Origin of the sequence: Cronbergia sp. UHCC 0137 (genome assembly GCF_034932285.1) — a bacterium.
Lineage (GTDB): Bacteria > Cyanobacteriota > Cyanobacteriia > Cyanobacteriales > Nostocaceae > Cronbergia.
The window spans coordinates 60,832-64,910 of sequence record NZ_JAYGHC010000014.1; the positions used below are offsets into that span (position 1 = coordinate 60,832).

Consider the following 4,079-nt stretch of genomic DNA (forward strand, 5'->3'; position numbering starts at 1 on the left):
TTTTTGGTTTATTCAGCAAACCCTATCTAAAAATATCAATGTTTGGCATTGCATAAATGCGGGATGAATTGAGATTATAAGCCAAAGGTAAACCTAGACTCTCTGCGCCTCTGCGCCTCTGCGTGAAACAAAAATCATCCCATTCAAACGAGGGATAAATTACCGCTTGACAAGTTTCTGGACAAAAACTTGATGCTCAGGTGAGGTCAAACCGATTTGCAGAGTATTCAACACATCGATCATTCTACCTTCTAACAGAGCCGTCACCCCTAACCACAGACCTGGAAAAGTGCTACTACGAATTATTCCTGATTCATCTGGCTCAATGAGAACAAATTCCTCAGATTGCAACCGAAACCAACTCAAACGATTTTCAAAGGTTTGCCACACTAGATATTCCTGTACTCCGTTACGACGATAGGCATTTTTTTTACTACCCAAGTCAATAGCCGCGCTGCTAGTGGCAATTTCAGCAATCAGTTCGGGTGTTCCCTCAATGTAACCATCTTCACTTAGAGTAGAAGTACCACCAGTTTCAATCCGTAGCAGTGCATCCGGTTGGGGTTCATTGTCTAAATCCAATCGTGTAGTTGTGTTGTCAGCAACACTCACACCAGGAGTTGCTGTCCAGTAGACCCCTAACCAGGTGATTAATGCAGCATGAGGTGTACCATGAAAAGCTCTAACAGGGGATGCCACGTAAACGATTCCTTCAATGAGTTCGGCTTTAAATTTTTCTGGGGTTGCTTCGTAGCGACGTTCAAACTCAGCCCGAGTGAGGCGATCGCCACTGGCTAAAATCGGAACGGGTACAGAATGAGTAGTTTGGGACAAAACCATAGTTACTTCAAAATTTAATTCTGGCTTCTAGATTTGGATCTGTTTAATCAATTAATTTGAGTTTTTAGTTTACTCCCTATTTTAACAACCTCCACAGCTAAGAACCTAGAATTTATCCAGCCAGACACTCTGCGGCTGTTTTCGATTAAACTGATCCTTTATCTGCGTTAATTTGCGTTAATCTGCGTTTAATTCCTTTTGTTCACAATTTGCTGTAACTTCTTCGTACATTATCTAGTAATATGTATTTTACCTAAATTACCTTCATACCCCATAACAAGTATTCAAGCAGAGATGATTAATGATCAACTATCTAAAAATATCAATAGGTAAAAGCCATCCATAGTCACTTACTTAATTTTATGCACTCACTGAGATTTTCTTCAAAAGTAAAGCAATATACCAGATACCGATGGAATTATGCACCAGAGGCGATCGCCTGGATTTTTGCCATTACTCAATGTTCAAGGGATATTGTAGTAGCAGATATTGGCTCTGGTACAGGTATGCTGACTGAGCATTTTATCAACAAAGTCAGACGAATTTTTGCTATTGAACCTAATCGGATGATGAGAGAAGTAGCGGAAAAAAATCTAGGACAATACTCTTCATTTTTCAGCATTGATGGGTTATCTGATGCCACTGGTTTGGCGGATAAGTCCGTTGATTTAATCACCATAGCTAGGGCAATCCATTGGTTTCCATCTGAAGCTACCAAAAAAGAATTGCAGAGGATAATCAAACCAGATGGTTGGTTAGTAATTATGGATATCCGTTGTACCAATGAGGATCTAATTAATGCTTTAAATGTTATCCGCACAGAAGAAAATGGCTGGGATACCCAAGGCGATAAATATCGTTTAAACAATCTACCACTAAGTTTTTATTATGGTAATGAAAACTATTTGACAATGAATTTTGAGGATGGAAAAACAGAAAATTGGGATGATTTTATGGGGAGGTTATCATCTATTTCTTCCTGTCCCGCTCAAGAACATCCTTTGTATGATAATTTTGAAAAGGCAGCCAGGGAAGTTTTTAATCTGTTCAGTGCCGATGGCGATCGCCTAATTTTTAATATTGCTACACAGGTAAATTTGGGGCAAATAAACGATTAATTTAAAAATATGAAGACATCAATTGAATTTACAAAAAGTACCATTCAAGGCTCTATTCCTGCTAGATTTGAAATAATTGCTGACCATTTTAGCGATCGCCAAGCCGTAAAATCTCAAAATCATACCCTTACTTATAAAGAATTAAATCATTTAGCGAATCAATTAGCCCATGCTATTTTAAAGCAGCACGGCGAAAAAAAAAGAACCAATTCTACTACTTTGCGACCACGATGTATTTGTAATTGTTGGGATGTTGGGAATTTTAAAAACAGGAAAAGCCTATGTTCCTCTGAATCCAGAAGCTCCATTGACAAGATTAAATCAAATTTTCAGCCATATTGAATCAAGTTTGATTATCACTGATCACCAGAATTTATCTTTAGCCCAACAGTTAGCCGACGAATCGGTGATGATTATTAATATTAATCAAATAGATAGTAATTCTTGTACAGATAATTTAGGTTTAGATATCTCTCCTACAACCCTCTTTAGTATTTATTATACTTCTGGCTCTACCGGCCAACCCAAAGGCGTAATGCGTGATCATCAAATGATGCTCCATCGTGTCTATTTGGAGGTAAATAATTACAAAGTTAATGCTAATGATTGCATTGCTCAACTGACCTCCAGTGCCTTTAGTGCATCAACAGCAGTGATTTTTCCCACCTTGCTAAATGGTAGTAAATTGTGTCTTGGTAATATACTAGAAGGAGGATTAAATTGGTTAAGTAAATGGATTATTGCAGAAAATATTACAGTTTTAAGTCTTCCAGTTATGCTTTTTCAAGAATGGCTGGAAACTTTGACGGAAGCAGATATTTTTCCCAATATTCGTTACATCAGACCAGGAGGAAAATTCTATCAGCGAGACGTTAAAAAAGCCAGAAAATATCTCTCAAACAATTGTTTTTTAGTACAACAGTTATCTGCTACAGAGATATCATCTGCAACACAATTTATTATTAATCACAACACTGAAATAAAAAGTAATACTGTACCTGTAGGTTATCCATTAGAAGACAAAGAAGTATTCTTAATTGATCCTCAAGGAGAAAAAGTTGGTTTCAACGAAGTTGGGGAAATTGCCATTAAAAGTCTTTATTTAGCTTTAGGTTATTGGCGCAATCCAGAATTAACTAGGCAAAAGTTTTTACCCAGTCCAGATGGCAGTGATGAACGCATTTATTTAACTGGAGACTTAGGAAAAATGCAGCCTGATGGCTGTCTAGAATGGCTAGGACGCAAAGATTTCATGGTCAAAATTCGCGGTTATCGGGTAGAACCTACAGAAGTAGAAGATGAATTATTATTAATAGATGGTATTACTCAAGCGGTTGTAGTTGCCGTTCCAGATTCCACAGGTGAACAACATCTGGCTGCCTACATCGTTCCTCGTAAAACAGCAACACCTGAAATCAAAATGATTCGTGCTTTTTTAGCAGAAAAATTGCCCAGTTACATGATTCCCTTCAAATTTATTTTCCTAGATCATCTACCCGCAAACCTAAATGGAAAAATAGACCGCAGTAAGTTACCTCCCATTAATTGGCATCGTCGTGAATTAGATCATCCATTTGTTGCTCCCACTACTTCCTTAGAGGCGGAAATATTGACAATTTGGAAATCAGTTTTACCAGTAGAACAAATTGGGATCAATGATAATTTTATAGAACTGGGTGGTAATTCAATTCAGGCAATGCAAATAGTAGCAAGAGTGTTGAACACGCTAGGAATTAACCTTTCCCCTAGTATTTTGCTTGAATCTTCAACAGTAGCAATTATGTCAACTAAGATAGTTCAACATCAAGCCGAGATGGTTACTGATGTAGAATTGGAGTCCATACTAGCAGAACTAGAACAAGACTCCGATCTTCAATAATAGAACCATGATCTACTTTCACCAAAATAGGTTGTTTCAGGTTGCGGCTAATTATATTTTTACCGATAAACTAACCGTGGGGTAGGGGTTTAGCAATGCTTATTGGTGTCAGAACAAGGTAATATCGTTGTCCCACAAGGGAACAGGGAACAGGGAAACAGGGAACAGGAGGTAGAAGACGGGGGGAGAATCGTTCATCGTCATGGAATAATCGTTCATCACCATGGAATAATCATTTATCA

The 4,079-nt window shown here is 37.8% G+C and carries 3 protein-coding genes and 1 pseudogene; 3 read left to right on the plus strand and 1 reads right to left on the minus strand.

Features of this window, described 5'->3' with window-relative positions; translation table 11 throughout:
* Nucleotides 1–159: 159 nt before the first annotated feature.
* On the minus strand, nucleotides 160–840 hold the full coding sequence (locus VB711_RS09075) for a Uma2 family endonuclease (protein WP_323285570.1): 681 nt from the start codon (nucleotides 838–840) through the stop codon (nucleotides 160–162).
* 362 nt (nucleotides 841–1,202) lie between these two features.
* Between VB711_RS09075 and VB711_RS09080 the strand changes: the two genes are divergently transcribed.
* The 3 genes and pseudogenes from VB711_RS09080 (at nucleotide 1,203) to VB711_RS09090 (ending at nucleotide 3,837) form a co-directional block, all read left to right on the plus strand.
* Complete coding sequence (locus VB711_RS09080) at nucleotides 1,203–1,958, plus strand: class I SAM-dependent methyltransferase (protein WP_323285571.1); 756 nt, start codon at nucleotides 1,203–1,205, stop codon at nucleotides 1,956–1,958.
* A gap of 205 nt (nucleotides 1,959–2,163) precedes the next feature.
* Nucleotides 2,164–3,066, plus strand: a pseudogene (locus VB711_RS09085) (AMP-binding protein); the annotation flags it as partial.
* A 144-nt stretch (nucleotides 3,067–3,210) separates the two neighbouring features.
* A complete protein-coding gene (locus tag VB711_RS09090; protein WP_323285624.1) occupies nucleotides 3,211–3,837 on the plus strand; it encodes a phosphopantetheine-binding protein in 627 nt (208 codons plus the stop codon).
* Nucleotides 3,838–4,079 lie beyond the last annotated feature (242 nt).